Below are 15974 nucleotides of genomic sequence, written 5' to 3'. Positions count from 1 at the left end.
TCGCCGGCCGCCGGCTCGGCGAACATGCCCCCATGAGCCTGACTACCGAGGGGCGCGCACCCGGCCCCGTGCGGTACCGCCTCGCCTGCGACCGCGGCGGCTGCACGGAGCGGGTGAGCTTCGACCTGGTCATCGCCGAGCCGCCACCGGACCGGGAGACGGACTTCCTCGGCCACCTGCTCCACGAGGCCCACCAGGCCATCGGATACATCGACGACCTCGGGTGGGTGTTCATCCAGGGCGGCGAGGGCTACTGGTGCCCCGGCTGCTCCGCGCCGTCGCGCAGGCAGCCCCAGGACTGACCCGGGGCTGATCCAGGCTCCGGCGGTCACGTCCCCGCCGCGAACCGCTCGGCGAACGCGGCACGGGTCGGGGAGTCCGCACGGCGGTCCAGGACCGCGAAGACGACACGGCCGAACCGGCCCGCGAAACGGCCCGTTCCGGTCAGGTGGTCCGCGAAGGCCCCGGCGACGTCGCGCGGTTCGTTGCGGAAGACCCCGCAACCCCAGGCGCCCAGCACCAGTTGGCGGTAGCCGTGCGCCGCCGCGACCTGGAGCACCCGCTCCGCGCGCGATGTGAGCGCGGCCGCGACGCGCGGGACCTCCTCCGGCGTCCGCCGCGCGATCACACCGGCGTTGGGGGCCGCCGCGGCCAGGAACCCCGCGCGGTACGGGGTGTCGAGCAGTGTGCCGCGGTCGTCGCGGAAGACCGGAACGCCGGGGGCGTGGACGACCCGGTCGCTGTAGAAGGGGCTCGGGTCCGCCCGGTGGGCGGCGTAGAACTCCGGGACCTCGCGCAGACAGGCGTACAGCGCCGAGCCGCGGCACAGCGCCTCCTCCTGCGCCTGCGCCCCGTTGAGGTAACCGCCGCCGGGATTGCGGGCGGAGGCGAAGTCGAGCACGGCGACCGGCTGCTCCGGGCCCGCGACCGCCAGCCGGCGGGCCGCGTCCAGGCTTCCCTCGGCGGTCACCTCGAACACCGTGGCCTCCGCGGCCTCTTCGGCCCGTTGCCCGGGGACGGCGACGGGCGCCGGTCCGTACAGCCGCGTCCCGGCGCGGGCCTCGGCCACGGCCGCGGCGATGTCCGCCGTGGCGCCGCCGGGCGTCCGGTAGCCGCCCTCCGCGACGATCCGTTCCGTCTCGCGCGCGATCCCGCGCAGTCGTGCGCTCATACGTCCGTCCTGGTCATGCTGGTCATGGCGCGAGACTCTAGGTCGCTCGCGCGCCTGCGGCCAGCGGTTTTCCCGGCCGGCGGGGGACGTTCCGCACGGCTCGCGGGTCGGCCGCGGATCGGCCGCGGGCGCGGGCCGGGCGGGTGGCCGGGCGCGGCCGGCCGGGCGACACGGGCGGTGCGGCCCCTTGCGGGAGAGGGCCGGGCGCGGTGCCCTGACCGGCGCACCGCGCACCCACGTGTCTCAGGAGGCCCAGCGATGTCCGTACGCACCACCGTGGCCGCGGCGGCGGCCGCCACCGCCCTGCTCGCCCCGCCGTTCGCCCCGACGGCTGCCGCCGCTCCGGCGCAGCGCGGACGGCTCCTGCTCACCCTGTCCGGGGCGGAGCACACCTGGATCCGCGGCGTGCGGCTGGTGTGCCCCGCGCCCGGCGGCCGGCAGCATCCGCACGCCGCGGAGGCGTGCGCGAGCCTGGCGGCGGTGGGGGGACGGCCCGATGCCCTGCCGCGCGCGGAACGGCTGTGCCCGGCGGAGGACGAGCCGGTCGAGGCGGCGGCGGAGGGGGAGTGGGGTGGGGCGTCCGTGCGTTGGAAGCGGACGTTTGCCGGGGCGTGTGCGCTGGATGCGGCTACGGGGGCGGTGTTCCGGTTCTGAGCGCCGGCAACTGGTGGTTGTCGGTTGCGGAGTTCGCCCCGCCCCGCCCTTTCACCGTTTCCCGGGGCAAGCCCCGGACCCGCGGCCGCGGCTCCGTGCGGTGAGCGGGGGCTGCGCCCCCTGCACCCCCACCGGGGCTCCGCCCCTGGACCCCGTTCGGGGTTCCGCCCGGACCCGCTTGGGGGCTTCGCCCCGGACCCGCGACCGCGCTCCATGCGGGTGGGCGGGGGCTTCGCCCTCCACACCTCCACCGGGGCTCCGCCCCTGGACCCCGTTCGGGGTTCCGCCCGGACCCGCTTCGGGGCTCTGCCCCGGACCCCGTAACCGCGCTCCGCGCGGTTGTCCTCAAGCTCCCCGGAGGGGGCGACCCCCAGACGGGCTGGATCGGGGCTCCGCCCCGGACCCCGTATCGCGGCTTCGCCGCTCGTCCTCAAACTCCCCGGAGGGGGCAACCCCCAGACGGGCTGAAGTGCGCGGCCCGCACCGGGTATCAAGCCAGGGCGCGCGAATCAGCCCGTCCGTCGCGGTGGCGAAGCCGTGGCCGCTACGTCCCCTTCGCCACCACGGCCCCTATCGTCGCCAGCCCCAGCACCACCCACGCGAACCACAGCCAGCCGTTGCTGCCCAGCGCCACTGTGTAAGCGGTCACGGCCACCAGACCGCCCACGGTGAGCCATGCCATCGTCTTCGTCGATCCGGGCACCCCGCACCTCCTCACGGCGGCCCGTCACCCCGACGAGGCGTACATATGCGCGGGCCGCGACCGGAGACCATCGTCTCCCGGTCGCGGCCCGGGTGCCACAGCGCTGTGAGGAGGAAAGGAACTAGTGTCCGCGCGCCTGGAGCGAGGCCAGGTAGGCGTTGTAGTCGGCGAGCTCCTTGTCGCCGTCGCGCTCCGCCTGGCGGTCGCTGCGCCGTGCCTGGCGCTGCTCCGAGCGGTACCACTGGTACGCCAGCGCCAGCAGCACCACGACCGACGGGATCTCGCTGAAGGCCCAGGCGATGCCGCCGCCCGCCTTCTGGTCGTCCAGCGCGTCGATGCCCAGCGAGGCCATCGGGTTCCTGTACGTCTCGATCATCGGCTCCGACGACATCATCAGCGCGATGCCGAAGAACGCGTGGAACGGCATGCCCGCGAACAGCTCCAGCATCCGCATCACATAGCCCGGCCGGTGCGGGCCCGGGTCGACGCCCATGATCGGCCAGAAGAACACCAGGCCCACCGCGAGGAAGTGGACCATCATCGCGATGTGGCCGGTCCGGGTCTCCATCAGGAAGTCGAAGAGCGGGGTGAAGTACAGGGCGTACAGGCTCGCGATGAACATCGGGATGGTGAACACCGGGTGCGTGATGATCCGCATGTAGCGGCTGTGCAGCAGCGCGACCAGCCACTCGCGCGGGCCCTTGCGCCCGCGTCCGGCGGCGGGGAGGGCGCGCAGGGTCAGTGTCACCGGGGCGCCGAGGAGGACCAGGATGGGGGAGAGCATGCTGATCACCATGTGCTGCACCATGTGCACGCTGAACATGACCATGCCGTAGTCGTTCAGCTTGGTGTTCATCACCAGCCACACGGTGGCGACGCCGAGGACGAACGCCACCGTCCGGCCGACGGGCCACCGGTCGCCCCGGCGCCGCAGCCGCACCACGCCCCAGCCGTAGAGCGCCAGGGCCACCAGACAGCCGGTCACGAAGAACGGGTCGCCGCTGAACTCCAGACCCCGGCCCAGCGTGAACGGTGGCATGTTCATATCCATGCCGTGCATGCCATGCATGCCGCCCATGTCATGCCCGCCGTGATGATCCATCCGGTCTCTCCCATATCGCACCAATAGCGCCGGGACAAGAGTAGAGGCGCCGGGGTTTCCGGTTACGGTCGGGGCGGGTGCCGGTGCCGGGCGGCGATGTGCTCAGAGGACGGCGATGTGCTCAGAGCACGCACTCGCTCTCGGCGTAGCGCTCGTGCGGCACGGTCTTGAGCCGCGCCACGGCCTCGGCCAGCGGCACCAGCGTGACCTCCGTCCCGCGCAGCGCGGTCATCATCCCGAACTCCCCGCGGTGCGCGGCCTCCACGGCGTGCCGGCCGAAGCGGGTGGCCAGCACCCGGTCGTACGCGGTGGGCGTGCCGCCGCGCTGGACGTGGCCCAGGATCACCGGGCGCGCCTCCTTGCCGAGGCGCCGCTCCAGTTCGACGGCGAGCTGGCGGGCCACCCCGGCGAAGCGCTCGTGCCCGTAGACGTCCGTGCCTCCGGTCTCGAAGGTCATCGAGTCCTTCCTCGGCTTGGCGCCCTCCGCGACCACCACGATCGCGAAGCGCTTGCCCGCCCCGAAGCGCTTGCCGACCACCGCCGTCAGTTCGTCGATGTCGAAGGGGCGCTCGGGGACCACGATCGCGTGGGCGCCGGCGGCCATGCCCGCGTGCAGGGCGATCCAGCCGGTGTGCCGGCCCATGACCTCGACGATCAGGACCCGCTGGTGGGACTCGGCGGTGGTCTTGAGCCGGTCCAGGGCCTCGGTGGCCACGCCGACCGCCGTGTCGAACCCGAAGGTCACATCCGTGGCGGCGATGTCGTTGTCGATCGTCTTGGGCACGCCCACGATCGGCAGCCCGGCGTCCGACAGCAGCCGGGCCGCCTTCAGGGTGCCCTCGCCGCCGATCGGGATCACCGCGTCCAGCCCGAGCTCCGCGACGTGCTCGCGGGCGCGCCCGACGCCGTCCCGCAGCTGCTCGGGGCGGACGCGCGAGGAGCCGAGGATCGTGCCGCCGGCGGCGAGGATGCCGGCCACCGCGTCGAGGTCGAGGGGACGGTGGTCGCCCTCGAGCAGGCCGCGCCAGCCATCGCGGAAACCTATGACCTCGTCGCCGTGGTCGGCGACGGCGCGGTGCACGACGGAGCGGATGACGGCGTTGAGACCGGGGCAGTCGCCGCCGGAGGTGAGGACACCGATGCGCATGACAGGGGCCGCCTTACAACAGGGCAGGGAACCGGACCCCGTCGTCCGGCGGACTCCCCGTCACCCTACCCATGGGGGGTGACGGGGAACACCGGCGTCCGAAAAGCCGTACTTGACGTTGACGACTTGATGTTGACGGCGCGGATGCCAGGCGGGTCGGGTGAAGCCCGCTGCGGTTCGGCAGCGCCTCGAAGGGGCGCGGGGCCCTTTCGCCGTGCGGCTCCGCCGCGTGGGCGCGACCGGCCACGACGGTGCCGCAGCCGATCGACGACCCACCGCGGCACTTCCAGCGGAGCGCTCAGGCGGGCTGGGACGCCGCCGCGATCCGCTCGTTGCGCAGCGCCTCGTACCAGCGGTCGTCCACCGGCGGCAGGGCGTTGACGTCCAGCGCCAGCTTGATCAGCAGGTCCGCGATGTGCGGGTTGCGGGCCATGACCGGGCCGTGCATGTAGGTGCCGAAGACGGTCTCGTTGAACGCGCCCTCGGTGCCGTCGCCGGTGCCGTTGCCCTTGCCGAAGCGGACCCGGGCGAACGGGCGGGCGGTCGGGCCGAGATGGGTGACGCCCTGGTGGTTCTCGAAACCGGTCAGCGGCGGCAGCCCGAGCTGGGGGTCGATGTCGCCGAGCACGTCGCCGACGCAGCGCTCGCCCTCGCCGCGGGTGCTGATCACGTCCAGCAGGCCCAGGCCCTGCTCGCGCTGCCCGAGGTCGTTGACGAACTCGTGGCCCAGGATCTGGTACCCGGCGCAGACCGAGAAGACGATGGCGCCGTTGGCCACGGCCCGGTTGAGACCGCCGTCGCGGCGCAGCCGCTCGGCGGCCAGCCGCTGCGGCCGGTCCTCGCCGCCGCCGATCAGGTAGATGTCACCGGAGGTGGGGATCTGCTGGTCGGAGCGGACGTCCAGGCGCTGGACGTCCAGGCGGCGCTGGTGGGCGCGCCGCTCCAGGACCAGGACGTTGCCCTGGTCCCCGTAGGTGCTGAGCAGGTCGGGGTAGACCCACACCACACGCAGACTGTTCTGGCTCATGCTGATGGTCCTTCGTGGGTCAGTTGCCGACGCGGCGGCGGAGGTCCTGGAACGCGGTGTAGTTGGCGATGACCTCGATCCGGCCGGGCGGGGCCTTCTGCACGACCTCGTCCACCGACTCGCAGACCTGGAAGTTCTGGCCGGCGACCTCCAGGCGGACCGCCAGGTCGAGCTTGCGGTCGCCGATGACGAAGATCGGGTGGCCGGTGAGGCGGGTGTAGTCCACGTCCCACAGCCAGGAGGTGTCCGTGCCGTCCGCGCCGCGGGCGTTGACCGACAGCAGCACGGGCGCCGGCGGGCCGTCGATCAGGGAGAAGGTCTCCAGCCAGCCGGCCGGGTTCTTCGCCAGCAGCAGCCGCATCTCACGGTTCAGATACGTGATCACGTCATAGCGGCCGGCGACCGCCTGGACCTGGTACATCCGCTCCAGCGCCACCTGCGGCGGCACCCCGAAGGTGGCGGCCACGGCGGCGGAGCTGGTGGCGTTGGCCTTGTTGGCCCGGCCCGGCAGCTGGAGGCGGATCGGCCACGCGGAGCCGTGCGGGTCCAGCACGTAGTCGCCCGACAGCGCCCAGCTCGGGGTCGGGCGGCGGAAGCCGCACTCGCCGCAGAACCAGTCGTCGCCCGGGCGCTGCATCACACCGCCGCAGGACGGGCAGGACCAGGCGTCGTCCTTCCACTCCTGGCCGGCGGCCACCCACACCACATTGGCGGAGGAGGAGGCGGCCCACACGATCAGCGGGTCGTCCGCGTTGGCGATGATCACGGCCTTGGAGCCGGCCAGGCCCTCGCGCCACTTCTCGGCCAGCATGCGGGTCTCCGCGGCGCGGTCGAGCTGGTCGCGCGAGAGATTGAGCAGCGCTATCGCCTTGGGAGCGACGTCCCGGGCGACCATCGCCAGGTACTTCTCGTCCACCTCGATCACGCCGTAGCGGGCGTCCGAGCCGCCGGCCAGGGCGGAGGTGATGCCCGCGGGCATGTTGGCGCCCAGCGCGTTCGACACCACCGGGCCGCTGGCGCGCAGTGCCTCCGCGATCAGCCGCGTCGTGGTCGTCTTGCCGTTGGTGGCGGAGACGAGGACCACGTCGAGGTGGGTCGCCAGCCGGGCCAGCAGGTCAGGGTCGAGCCTGAGCGCGACCTTGCCGCCGATCACCGATCCGCTGCCACGCCCCGCGGCCCGCGACACCGCCGCCGCGGCCTTGCCCGCCGTCACGGCCAGCTTGGCCCGTGGGGACAGCGGCCCCGAGTTGCCTGCCATCGTCCTAGATCCTCCTTGTTCCGGCGCCGTCGCCTGTCGCCCTGGTCCGCCGGTGGAACGCCCCCTCCGTGCCGGGTCGCCGGCCAGGAGGCTACGGTCGGGGATCAGCCTATCGAGATCCGCCCGTGGGCCCGAAACCCGTCGTCGTGGGCCCCGTACGCTGGGCACATGCGCAGAGGTGTCATTCCCGGAAGTTCTGGACGCGTGCGGCCCGTGCGGCTGCTCGGTGACCCCGTCCTGGCGGCGCCGTGCGCCGAGGTCACGGATTTCTCCGCCCCGGTGGAGCTTGACGGAGGATGCACCGATCTCGCCGGGCTGGTCGAGTCGATGTTCGCCACCATGTACGCCTTCGACGGGGTGGGCCTGGCCGCCAACCAGATCGGCGTCCCGCTGCGGGTCTTCGTCTACGACTGCCCCGACGACGAGGACGTCCGGCACCTCGGCCACATCGTCAACCCCCGGCTCGTGGAGACCGACGGCGTCGAGATCCGCGGGCCGGAGGGATGCCTGTCCCTGCCCGGCCTGGAGGCCCCCACCCCGCGCTTCGACGAGGCCGTCGTCGAGGGCCACCGGGTGGACGGCAGCCCGGTCCGGGTCGCCGGCACCGGCTTCTTCGCCCGCTGTCTCCAGCACGAGTGCGCCCACCTCGACGGCGGTCTGTACGTGGACCGGGTGACCGGCTTCGGCCGCCGGCGGCTGCTGCGCGCGGCCCGGCGGGCGCCGTGGGCGGGCGCGGGGGTGCGCACGGCGCCGTAGGGCGGGGCGGCACCTCGCCGCGTCGTCGCGTCACCCGGATACGTCCGGTACACGGGTGCGCTCCCCGGCCACCGCCGGACCCGCACCGGCGCCCTCGCGTCAAGGCCGGTACACGCAGGCCACGAGCGGCGCGTACGCCCGCCAGCCCAGCGTCTCGTACAGTGCCCGCCCGTCGTCGGTCGCACCCAGGACGCCGAAGGAGGCGCCGTCGGCCACGGCGCGGTCGGCGAGGGTGCGCGTCACCAGGGTGCCCAGGCCGCGGCGGCGGTGCGCCTCCTCGGTCCCGACGCGGTCGAAGACGGCCGCGTCCCCGACGACCGCCAGCTGCCCCCGGGCGGCCGGTTCGCCCGCCGGGCCCGCGACGTCGACGCGGGTGACCCCGCCGGACTCCGTCACGGACACGGTGTAGCCCGAGGGCGCTTCCGGGCCCGTGACGTGCAGGACCGCGGCCATGAGATGGCCCGTGTCCTCCTTGTCGACGGACCAGCCGACGGGGAGCCAGCTCCCGACCGTGTCCGGATCTCCGGGCACCTTGAGCCAGGTGTCCGGCACGGTCGCCGACGCGGCGGCGGCCCGGACCGCGGCCTCGGCGGCGTGCGGCACCACGTGCCGCCCCGCGTGGCCCGGCAGGCCCACTTCGATGTACAGCCCCCAGGGCTTCTCGGCCGGCGGGGGCGTGCCGCGGGACGCCGCCCAGCCTGCCGCCCAGACCCTGGCCAGTACCGGAATCATCCGTCCTCCCGCGCAGCCCGCCGTGTGTGATCAGCGCACGGTACGCCGTGGGGGAGGGTCGGGACAGGTTTGTCCGCGTTCGTTGTCAAGTCCCCGGCGGGGACGGTCAGAAGCCGGGGCCGTCGGCCCGGTCGCCCGCGGTGGCCAGCCGGCCCCACAGCAGGTCCGCGAGGTGGCGGACCAGGTGCTCGCGGGGGAACGGGCGCTCGCGCAGCCACCAGTCGCCCGCGGCGTGCATCATCCCGACGATGCCGTGCCCCCAGGCCCGGGCCAGTTCGGTGCCCTCCGGCCCGAGTTCGACCCGCTCGGCCACCACGACGGCCAGCTCCTCGCCGAGGCGCCGCAGCAGAGGGGCCGAGTGCAGCCCCACGTCGAAGCCGCGCTCGGAGCCCTGCTCGGAGGGGCCGTTCTCCTCGGCGGGGTGCATCAGGAACCGGTAGACCTGGGGCCGGGCCTCTATGGCGGCGAGGTAGGTGCCCAGCGTCCGCTCGACGCGCTCGCGCCGCTCGGACGGCGCGTCCAGGGCGGCCCGCAGTCCCTCCAGCAGCGCGTCCGTGTGCCGGGCGGCGAGCGCCCGGTAGAGACCCCCCTTGTCGCCGAAATGCCGGTAGAGGATGGGCTTCGTGATCCCCGCCTCGGCCGCGATGGCGTTCATCGACGCCTGCGGCCCGTCCCTGAGCACCACCCGGTCCGCGGCCTCCAGCAGTTCCCGGCGCCGCTGTTCGGCGGCGCGCTGCTGGTCTTCCCGCTGACTGGTCGTCATGACTGGGCCTCCCCGCCCTTCGTTGTGCGTAATGCCCGCGCAACGTAACACCCGGGGTACGCACCGGAGGGGCGGGGCGAAGGGAGTTGACACCTCTTACTGGCCGGTAACAGACTCGTGTTACCGCAAGTAAGCCGCGCCGGGAGGGGACCATGGCGGAGTTCACGATGGAGCTCGACGACGAACAGAAGGCCGTACGGGACTGGATCCACGGCTTCGCGGCCGACGTCATGCGGCCCGCCGCGGCGGAGTGGGACGAGCGCGAGGAGTTCCCCTGGCCGGTCGTCCAGGAAGCGGCGAAAATCGGCCTGTATTCGCTGGACTTCTACGCGAAACAGTTCTTCGACCCCACCGGGCTCGGCATCCCCATGGCCGTCGAGGAGCTCTTCTGGGGCGACGCCGGACTGGGCCTGGCCATCACCGGCACCGGGCTCGCCGCCGTCGGCGTCCTCACCAACGGCACGCAGGAGCAGGTCGGGACGTGGATCCCGCAGATGTACGGCGACGCACAGGACGTCAAGGTCGCCGCCTTCTGCTCCTCCGAGCCCGACGCCGGCTCCGACGTCTCCGCCATGCGCACCCGCGCCGTGTACGACGGGGCCAAGGACGAGTGGGTCATCGACGGCACCAAGACCTGGGCCACCAACGGCGGCATCGCCGACGTCCACGTCGTCGTCGCCGTCGTCGAGCCCGGCCTCGGCGCCCGGGGGCACGCCTCCTTCGTCGTCCCGCCCGGCACCCCCGGGCTCTCCCAGGGTCAGAAGTTCAAGAAGCACGGCATCCGCGCCTCGCACACCGCCGAGGTCGTCCTGGACGGCGTCCGCGTGCCGGGCCACTGCCTGCTCGGCGGCAAGGAGAAGCTCGACGAACGCCTGGCCCGCGCCCGCGAGGGCGGCAGGAGTTCGGGGAACGCCGCGATGGCCACCTTCGAGGCGTCCCGCCCCGCCGTCGGCGCCCAGGCGGTCGGCGTCGCCCGCGCCGCCTACGAGACGGCGCTCGACTACGCCCGCACCCGCGTGCAGTTCGGCCGCCCGATCGTCGACAACCAGGGCGTCGCCTTCCAGCTCGCCGACATGCGCACCCGCATCGACGCCGCCCGTCTGCTGGTGTGGCGCGCCTCCTGGATGGCCGCCACGGGCAGGCCCTTCACCGCGGCCGAGGGCTCCATGTCCAAACTCTTCGCGGGCGAGACGGCCCGCGACGTCACCGCCCAGGCCATGCAGATCCTCGGCGGCAACGGCTACACCCGGGAGTACCCGGTGGAGCGGATGCACCGCGACGCCGCCATCTACACGATCTTCGAGGGGACGAGCGAGATCCAGCGGCTGGTGATCGCGCGGGCGGTCTCGGGAATGCCGATTCGCTAGGCGCTCGGCCGGACGCGAGGTCATGCGGCCGCGGGCCGTCGGTGGCCGGTCGCGCAGTTCCCCGCGCCCCTTATGGGGCGCGGTGCCGCCCGGCGCGCCCGGTGCGGGCGTCCACCCGTACCCCCGTAGCGGGTGGACGCACGCTCCCGGCGGTGCGCCGAGGGCAGCAGCGTGCCCTGTGACCGTCCGCCCGGTCGAGGGGTTTTCCGCCGGGGCGTGGCCGAGTCCGGCCATGGGGAGGGGAGTTGCGGCAAGCGGGCGGGGGATCGGAGTCTCCTGCCGTCTCCTGCTGTTGCCCCCGGAGGTGCCCTGAGCGGCGCACTCGCCCGCCCATGCCCGTCCGCGTGAGGCAGCCGGGCGTTCTCGGCCACGGTGCGGCTCCTGCTTGCGCCCGTGCGCGGCAGCCGGGCGCGCGGCCCCGGCCCGCCGTCCAAAAGCCCGCCGCCCAGGCTCGCCCGCCATCCAAGCGTCCGCTGTCCATACGCCGTGCGGGCCGGGCGCAGTTGGCCCGGATTCCCGGCCGGCTGCCACCGCCACACTCCACCGGCACCGCCACCGGTGCCGACCCGCCCGGGCCGTCCGCGTGCGGCAGCCGGATGCGCGGCCCCGGCCGGCCGTCCATGCGCCCGCCGTGCGAAGCAGACGCAGTTGGCCCGGGCTCCCGTCCGGCCACCACCGGGCCCCGGGGTGTCACCCCGCCGGCCCTCGTGCCCCGCCCCCTGGCGGAGGGCGAGGCAGCGCGCGCCGCCTCGAGCGCAACGCGCCGGGGGCGCGAGCCCCCGGCCGCCGCCGTGCGCGAGCCCTCACTGCGTCGTGCCGCACTTGCGGCACCGGCTCGCCCCGCTCCACAGCACCCACTCGTGGTCGCATTCGTCGTTCACGTCCGCCCTCCGATCCTTCTGGAACGCCCGGTTCCTCGGAGCGCGCATACCCGGCCCCTTGCACGGACTCCCGCGGATGCCCCGGGGGTTGATCCGTTTCCGCCCGGCCGTACGGCTCGTTGCTCCGAACAGCGCACGTGCCGGTGGTGAACAGGAGGAAAGGCCAAGGTGTTTCAAGTACCGATCGAGGCCACGGAGATCGCGCCCGGGCGCGTCTTCGTGTGGAACCTCGTCTCCACGAGGACGAACGGCCCGGCGGGGCCGGTCCCGCGACCGCGCGAGGCCACCACGTACAACCAGGTGCGGCACTTCACCGTCGCCCGGGACGCCCGGGAGACGGACGACGCGTTCTCCTCCTACGTGGCCGGGACGTTCGAGATCCCCGGCCGGGTGGACCTGCGCGCCCTGGAGTCCGCGCTCCTGCACGTCGTGCGCCGCCACGAAGTGCTGCGCTGCACCTTCGGGGAGCTCGCCGGCGACGTCTCCTGCGGGCCGCTGGACCCGGACGCGGTCGGGCTCAGGATGGTCGAGGTGGGGCACATCGACAGCCCGGCGCGCGTCCGGTCGTACCTGCACGAGTTCTTCCGGGGCATCGACACGCTCTCCTGGCCGCTCATCGGCATGGGCGCCGTGGTCAGGGACGACTCCACGACGGTGTTCTTCTCCTGCGACCACCTCGTCTCCGACGGCCTGTCGACGCCGATCGCCGTGCACGACATCGCCACCGTCTACGCGGCACTGTCCCGCGGCCGGCGGCCCGACCTGCCCGAGGTGGGCAGCTACCTCGGCTACAGCCGCGAACAGCGGCTGCGCTACCGGGAGATGGACGCCGACGACGGCCGGCTCGACCACTGGAAGGGGTTCATGGCGCGCAACGGCGACTTCTTCCCGCCGTTCCCCCTGGACCTCGGCCTCGAACCCGGCCGCCTGTACCCGACGGTCAACGAGCTGGACCCGCTGCTGACCGCGGACGGGACGGAGGCGCTGGAGGCCAGCTGCCGCAAGGCGGAGGGCAGGCTGTTCATGGGCCTGCTGGCGGCCGTCGGGGTCTCCCTGCGGAAGGAGGGCGGCCCCGACGTCTACCGCGGGCTGATGCCCGTCAACGAACGCGGCCGCGGCGCCTACGCGCACACCATGGGCTGGTTCATCAACACCCTGCCCGTCGAGTTCTCCGTCGCGGAGGACCGCGGCCTCGACGAGACGATGGCCGGGGTCTCGGCCGCGATCGACGAGATGTGGCGCCACGTCGACGTGCCGTTCGTCAAGGCGTGGAGCCTGCTGGCGCCGGAGCACTTCTCCTTGCGCACCTGGCCGTTCGCGGTGAACTTCTTCTCCTACCTCGACTTCCGGAAGGTGCCGGGGGCGCGGCACCACGCCGCCCGGCGGGCGCGCAAGCACATCTGGTCGTCGCGGACCAACGGCATCTGCTTCTGGTTCCACCGCAACGACACCGGGCTCTACATGAACTCCCTCTACGCGGACACCCCCGAGGCCCGCCGCACCAAGGCCGCGCTCGGCGGCACCCTGGTGCGGACGCTGGAGGGCATGGCGCACCACGGGACGTTCTGACGTGACGTCCCGCGCCGTATCGCAACGGATTGATCCGCGTCAAGCGATACGGGGGAAACCCGGGAAGTGAAGGGTGAACTCGGCCTCCCCGCCCGCCACTTCTGTTTCCATGGCCGCCGGGCCCCGGAGACCGTCCCACCGCAAGGGGCCCGGAGAGGCCAGGCAGACCATGTCAGCACATCACCCCCCGTCCCGCCGCCGGGTGCTCGGCGCCCTCGCCCTGGGGGCGGCGGCGCTCGCCGGGGAGACCGTCGTCGGACCCGCCGGCCGCGCGGACGCCGCCGACCGGGCCCGCGACGGGGCGTACGTCCCCGCCCTCGTCGTCGGCACCGGCTACGGCGCCGCCGTGACGGCGCTGCGCCTCGCGGAGGCCGGGGTCCGCACCCTGATGCTGGAGGCGGGGCAGCTGTGGACGCGCCCGGGGCCGGACGGCGAGGTGTTCTGCAAGATGCTCACCCCCGACCGGCGGTCCACCTGGTTCCGCCGGCGCACCGCGGCGCCCGTGGAGTCGTTCCTCTGGCTCGACGTCGTCAACCGGCCCGTCCAGCCGTACGCCGGGATCCTGGACCGCGTCGACTTCGGCGCGATGGCGGTGTACGCGGGCCGGGGCGTCGGCGGCGGCTCGCTCGTCAACGGCGGGATGGCGGTGACGCCGCGCCGCTCGTACTTCCGGGAGGTGCTGCCGCGGGTGGACGCCGGGGAGATGTACCGGCGCCACTTCCCCCGGGCCCGGGCCGGCCTCGGGGTCAACGGCGTCGACCGGGGCTGGTTCGAGGCCACCGAGTGGTACCGCTACTCCCGCGTCGCGCGCGAGCAGGCGGGACGGGCGGGGCACGGCACGGTCTTCCTCGACAACATCTACGACTTCCGGCACATGCGCCGGGAGGCGGCCGGGACGGCCCCGAAGTCCGCGCTGGCCGGTGAGCTGATCTACGGCAACAACCACGGCCGGATGTCCCTGGACAAGACCTACCTCGCCGCCGCGCTCGGCACCGGCCGCGTCACCGTCGCCGCCCTGCACCGCGCCACCGCGATCCGTCCGCACGCCGGCGGTTACGTGGTGACCGTCGAGCGGTCGGACGCCCTCGGCCGGCCGCTCGGCACCAAGGAGATCGCCTGCCGCCACCTGTTCCTCGGCGGCGGCAGCCTCGGCACCACCGAACTGCTGCTGCGGGCGCGGGAGACGGGCACCCTGCCCCGGCTCGGCCGGGAGATCGGCGAGGGCTGGGGGCCCAACGGCAATGTGATGACCGCGCGCGCCAACCGGCCCCCGCACCCCACCGGCTGCCACCAGTCGACCGTCCCCGTCCTCGGCATCGACGCCTGGGACGACCCGCGGCACCCGGTCTTCGCGGAGGTGACCCCCGTGCCGGCCGGCATCGAGACCTGGATCAGCCTCTACCTGGCGATCACCCGCAACCCCGAGCGCGGCACGTTCACCTACGACCGGGCCACGGGCCGGATGGGGCTGCGCTGGGACCGCGGGCAGAGCGCGCCGGCGGTCCGCTCGGCGCGGGCGTTCTTCGACCGGATGAACCGGGCCAACGGCACCGACTACCGCTACGACCTCTTCGGCCCCGAACCCCGGGCGTTCGCCGACGACTTCACCTACCACCCGCTCGGCGGCTGCGTCCTCGGCCGGGCCACGGACGACTTCGGGCGCGTGAAGGGGTACCGCGGCTTGTACGTCACCGACGGCGCGCTCGTCCCCGGATCGCTCGGCGTCAACCCCTTCGTGACGATCACCGCCCTCGCCGAGCGCAACATCGAGCGCGTCCTGCGGCAGGACGTCCTGCGCGGCCGGACGTGATGCCCGTCGCATCGCGTGTGAGGCGGCGCTTCCCGGGGCACGGCTGACACGCGGTCATCGAATGCGTGACCCCATCGGGAAGGAAACACCGCTCGTGAACGACAACCGTGGCATCGACGACAACGGTCTGTGGATACGCCGGTTCCAGCCGCGCCCGGACGCCGGCGTCCGGCTGGTCTGCCTGCCGCACGCCGGCGGCTCGGCCAGCTTCTTCTTCCCCATGGCGAAGGCGATGCCCGACGGCGTCGACGTCCTGTGCGTCCAGTACCCCGGGCGCCAGGACCGCCGCGCCGAGCCGCTGATCGACAACATCCCCGACCTCGCCGACCGGGTGTACGCGGCCCTGCTGCCCTGGGCCGACCGGCCGCTCGCCTTCTTCGGCCACAGCATGGGCGCCACGCTCGCCTTCGAGGTGGCCCGGCGCCTGGAGCGGGAGAAGGACATCGTCCTGACCGCCCTGTTCGCCTCCGCCCGCCGGGCGCCGTCGGTGGTCCGCGCCGAGAACGTCCACGAGCGGGACGACGACGGCATCGTCCGCGAGATGCAGCGGCTGAGCGGGACGGACGCGCAGCTGCTGGGCGACGAGGAGATCCTGCGGATGGTCCTGCCGGCGATCCGGGCCGATTACCGGGCGGCGGAGACGTACCGGTACGAGCCGGGGCCGGCGCTGCGGTGCCCGGTGGTGGGGCTGGCGGGGGACGCGGATCCGAAGGTGGGGGTGGATGACGTGGCGGCGTGGGGGCGGCATACGGAGTCGTCGTTCGACCTCAGGGTCTTCGACGGGGGGCACTTCTATCTGACGCGGCATCAGCGGGCGGTGGTCGAGGAGGTGGCGGGGCGGTTGGTGTAGGGGGTTTGCCCCGGTCCCTCCCTTTCACCGTTTCCTCCGGGGCTTCGCCCCGGGGCCCGGCACCGCGCTCCGCGCGGTGGGGGGGGGGGGGGGGGGGGGGGCCGCCCCCCCCGGGGGGGGGGCCCCCCCCCCCCCCCCCCCCCCCCCCGCGGGGGGGGGGGCGCCCCCCCGCGGGGGGCCCCCC

The 15974-nt window shown here is 73.8% G+C and carries 16 protein-coding genes; 7 read left to right on the top strand and 9 right to left on the bottom strand.

The genetic code is table 11. From position 1 onward, the window contains the following. The first annotated feature begins 32 nt into the window (after positions 1-32). Positions 33-302, top strand: coding sequence for a hypothetical protein (locus tag I5Q34_RS27300; RefSeq protein ID WP_199895100.1), 270 nt, complete (start codon positions 33-35; stop codon positions 300-302). Positions 303-328: 26 nt separating this feature from the next. Here I5Q34_RS27300 and I5Q34_RS27295 read toward each other — a convergent pair whose 3' ends face one another. After that, entirely contained in the window at positions 329-1171 is an 843-nt protein-coding gene (locus tag I5Q34_RS27295; RefSeq protein ID WP_199895099.1) for a TIGR02452 family protein, read from the bottom strand. Between the two features lie 258 nt (positions 1172-1429). Between I5Q34_RS27295 and I5Q34_RS27290 the strand changes: the two genes are divergently transcribed. Then, on the top strand, positions 1430-1825 hold the full coding sequence (locus I5Q34_RS27290; RefSeq protein ID WP_234429618.1) for an SSI family serine proteinase inhibitor: 396 nt from the start codon (positions 1430-1432) through the stop codon (positions 1823-1825). A gap of 544 nt (positions 1826-2369) precedes the next feature. Here the strand turns inward: I5Q34_RS27290 and I5Q34_RS27285 are convergent. From I5Q34_RS27285 to I5Q34_RS27265, 5 genes are all read right to left on the bottom strand, one after another. Further along, a complete protein-coding gene (locus tag I5Q34_RS27285; protein ID WP_199895098.1) occupies positions 2370-2528 on the bottom strand; it encodes a hypothetical protein in 159 nt (52 codons plus the stop codon). 121 nt (positions 2529-2649) lie between these two features. Next, positions 2650-3630, bottom strand: coding sequence for a cytochrome c oxidase assembly protein (locus I5Q34_RS27280; RefSeq protein ID WP_234429617.1), 981 nt, complete (start codon positions 3628-3630; stop codon positions 2650-2652). A gap of 121 nt (positions 3631-3751) precedes the next feature. Continuing rightward, on the bottom strand, positions 3752-4777 hold the full coding sequence (locus tag I5Q34_RS27275) for a 6-phosphofructokinase (RefSeq protein ID WP_199895097.1): 1026 nt from the start codon (positions 4775-4777) through the stop codon (positions 3752-3754). 298 nt (positions 4778-5075) lie between these two features. Continuing rightward, positions 5076-5804: a type 1 glutamine amidotransferase gene (locus I5Q34_RS27270; protein WP_199895096.1), complete on the bottom strand. Its 729-nt coding sequence runs from the start codon at positions 5802-5804 to the stop codon at positions 5076-5078. 19 nt (positions 5805-5823) lie between these two features. Then, positions 5824-7062 (bottom strand): MurT ligase domain-containing protein, encoded by a 1239-nt coding sequence (locus I5Q34_RS27265; RefSeq protein ID WP_199895095.1) that lies wholly within the window; start codon positions 7060-7062, stop codon positions 5824-5826. Between the two features lie 168 nt (positions 7063-7230). Between I5Q34_RS27265 and def the strand changes: the two genes are divergently transcribed. Continuing rightward, entirely contained in the window at positions 7231-7818 is a 588-nt protein-coding gene (gene def, locus I5Q34_RS27260; RefSeq protein WP_199895094.1) for a peptide deformylase, read from the top strand. Between the two features lie 99 nt (positions 7819-7917). Here def and I5Q34_RS27255 read toward each other — a convergent pair whose 3' ends face one another. Both I5Q34_RS27255 and I5Q34_RS27250 read right to left on the bottom strand, forming a co-directional pair. After that, on the bottom strand, positions 7918-8550 hold the full coding sequence (locus tag I5Q34_RS27255; RefSeq protein WP_199895093.1) for a GNAT family N-acetyltransferase: 633 nt from the start codon (positions 8548-8550) through the stop codon (positions 7918-7920). A 106-nt stretch (positions 8551-8656) separates the two neighbouring features. Further along, a complete protein-coding gene (locus I5Q34_RS27250; RefSeq protein ID WP_199895092.1) occupies positions 8657-9313 on the bottom strand; it encodes a TetR family transcriptional regulator in 657 nt (218 codons plus the stop codon). 152 nt (positions 9314-9465) lie between these two features. Between I5Q34_RS27250 and I5Q34_RS27245 the strand changes: the two genes are divergently transcribed. Further along, complete coding sequence (locus tag I5Q34_RS27245) at positions 9466-10680, top strand: acyl-CoA dehydrogenase family protein (RefSeq protein ID WP_199895091.1); 1215 nt, start codon at positions 9466-9468, stop codon at positions 10678-10680. An 803-nt stretch (positions 10681-11483) separates the two neighbouring features. Here the strand turns inward: I5Q34_RS27245 and I5Q34_RS35610 are convergent. Continuing rightward, complete coding sequence (locus I5Q34_RS35610; protein ID WP_267912034.1) at positions 11484-11609, bottom strand: hypothetical protein; 126 nt, start codon at positions 11607-11609, stop codon at positions 11484-11486. Between the two features lie 120 nt (positions 11610-11729). On the opposite strand from I5Q34_RS35610, the gene I5Q34_RS27240 reads away from it, so the two are divergent. The 3 genes from I5Q34_RS27240 to I5Q34_RS27230 all read left to right on the top strand — a co-directional run bounded on the left by I5Q34_RS27240 (position 11730) and on the right by I5Q34_RS27230 (position 15790). Beyond that, positions 11730-13130, top strand: coding sequence for a condensation domain-containing protein (locus I5Q34_RS27240; protein ID WP_199895090.1), 1401 nt, complete (start codon positions 11730-11732; stop codon positions 13128-13130). A 169-nt stretch (positions 13131-13299) separates the two neighbouring features. Beyond that, positions 13300-14940, top strand: a complete 1641-nt coding sequence (locus tag I5Q34_RS27235; protein ID WP_199895089.1) for a GMC oxidoreductase — start codon at positions 13300-13302, stop codon at positions 14938-14940. Positions 14941-15034: 94 nt separating this feature from the next. Next, positions 15035-15790: a thioesterase II family protein gene (locus I5Q34_RS27230; protein WP_277965737.1), complete on the top strand. Its 756-nt coding sequence runs from the start codon at positions 15035-15037 to the stop codon at positions 15788-15790. Positions 15791-15974: the final 184 nt, after the last annotated feature.

This window comes from Streptomyces sp. AV19 (assembly GCF_015999245.1).
In the GTDB taxonomy this organism is placed as follows: domain Bacteria; phylum Actinomycetota; class Actinomycetes; order Streptomycetales; family Streptomycetaceae; genus Streptomyces.
This window is presented reverse-complemented; position numbering and strand designations above follow the sequence as displayed.